2 protein-coding genes are annotated in these 2,097 nt (G+C 73.1%); one reads left to right on the plus strand and one right to left on the minus strand.

What is annotated here, in order from left to right; genetic code table 11:
- Window positions 1-1,289, minus strand: a 1,289-nt coding sequence (locus DZG00_RS14930) for an ABC transporter permease (protein WP_147360044.1), incomplete at its 3' end; no start/stop codon positions are given.
- A gap of 190 nt (window positions 1,290-1,479) precedes the next feature.
- On the opposite strand from DZG00_RS14930, the gene DZG00_RS14935 reads away from it, so the two are divergent.
- On the plus strand, window positions 1,480-2,097 hold a 618-nt coding region (locus DZG00_RS14935; RefSeq protein ID WP_147360045.1), incomplete at its 3' end, for a response regulator transcription factor.

Consider the following 2,097-nt stretch of genomic DNA (forward strand, 5'->3'; position numbering starts at 1 on the left):
GCGCCGCCCGGCATCCCGCCGGGGCCCGCGGTGGCGGCCGCGGATCCGGCGGAGAGCGTCGGCGCGATCACGTTCACGACGAGCACCGCGCCGAGCCCGACGACCACGCCGAGCGCGCCGCCGATCAGGCCCTGCACGAGCGACTCGCCCGCGACCTGCCGCACGATGCGCCGGTCGCTCCAGCCGATGGCCTTGAGCGTGCCGAACTCGCGGGTGCGACGCGAGACGCCGGAGACGGTGAGCAGGATCGCGATGACGAACGCCGCCGCGAGCACCAGCAGCGAGAGCCAGGTGCCGAGGCTCGCGACGAGCGAGGACGCGGTGGAGAGGGATCCGGAGACGCTGGACGCGAGGTCCTCCTGCGTGCTGACGGTCGCGTCGGGCAGCGCGCCCTCGATCGCGGTCTTCACGGCGGGGATGTCGGTGGAGGAGGCGGCCGTCACGGAGACGGTGGAGATCTGCCCGTCGAGGCTCGCCAGCGACTGGGCGACGTCGAGCGGGATGTACGTGTTCGACGCGGTCTCGGCGTCGGATCCGGTGGGCGCGACGATCCCGATGATCTCGAAGTCGGTGCCCGCGATGTCGAGCGTGCCGCCGACGGCGAGGTCGGTCGCGGTCGCGTAGGTCCGGTCGAGCACGACCACGTCGGATCCGGCGTCGTCCGCCGTGAAGGTGCGGCCGTCCACGAGGGTCGTCGCGGTGAGCGGGCCCACGGCGTCGGCGGCGGGATCGAGACCCGTCACGCCGTACGAGTCGACCGAGAACGCGCTGCCGCCCGCGCCGTCGGCGCCTCCGGTGGGCGGGGCCATGCCGGCGCCGGGAGCGGTGCCGGTGCCGGTCCCGGTGCCGCCGGTCGCGCCCTGGCCGGGGATCCGCCCGCTGAACGACGTGTTCGTGAGGGTGAGCGTGCCCGCCGCGGCGGAGACGCCGTCGAGGCCGGAGATCGTGTCGACCGCGGCCTGGTCGAAGGTCGAGGTGCCGCGCCCGGCGATGAGGCGGGCGGTGCTGACGTCGGTCGTGCCGTCGGACGTGCTGCCGTCCTCGGCGCCGAACTGGAAGTCCTGCCCGGGCGCCGTGCCCTCTGCGGGAGGCTCGGCCGCCTGCGTCACGGTGATGTCGGTGCCGACGCCGTAGACCGACGCGAGCACCTGCGACTGCGCGGCCTTGACGCCGCCCGACACGGCGTCGACGACGATGACGAGCGCGATGGCGAGCGCCATCCCGATCGCGATGATGACCGTCTGCTTGCGGCGCTGCGTGAGCTCGCGCCGGAGATACGTTCCGAACATGGATCCTCCTGGTGGGTGTCCTCGGACCGTAGGGATGCGCTCCAAGCGCACGCCCAGCTGGCTCTGCGAGGCCGCCCGCGCTCGCCATGAGGGCGCCATGAACGGAGGCCGTCGGGCGCGCGCGCGTGCGGGGGACAAGCTGTGCGGGTGCATGGCCGCCTCATGGTCGGTTCATAGGAACATCCGCAGAATGGATCCCGTGACCACCGCATCGCCCTCCGGCTTCCAGCCCGCCGCCGCCCCGCAGCCTCGTCTCACCCGTGCAGACGGGTCGCCCATCCGGGTGCTCGTGGTCGACGACGAGGCGTCCCTCACCGACCTGCTGCAGATGGCGCTGCGCTACGAGGGCTGGCAGATCCGCACGGCCGAGAACGGGCACCAGGCGCTCGCCGCCGCGCGCGAGTTCAAGCCCGACGCCGTGGTGCTCGACATCATGCTGCCGGACCTCGACGGCCTCCAGGTGCTGTCGCGGCTGCGCGCCGACGCCGAGGACATCCCGGTGCTCTTCCTCACCGCCAAGGACTCGCTCGACGACCGGCTCGCCGGCCTCACCGCGGGCGGCGACGACTACGTGACCAAGCCCTTCAGCCTGGAGGAAGTCGTGGCCCGGCTGCGCGGCCTCATCCGCCGCTCGACCCTCGTGGTGAGCGACAACGTCGACCCGGTGATCCGCGTCGGCGACCTCACCCTCGACGAGGACAGCCACGAGGTCGCCCGCGCCGGCGACCCGATCGAGCTCACCGCGACCGAGTTCGAGCTGCTGCGCTACCTGATGCGGAACCCGCGCCGTGTGCTGAGCAAGCTGCAG

The sequence above is a fragment of the Clavibacter lycopersici genome (genome assembly GCF_003576405.1).
GTDB classification, from domain to species: Bacteria; Actinomycetota; Actinomycetes; order Actinomycetales; family Microbacteriaceae; genus Clavibacter; species Clavibacter lycopersici.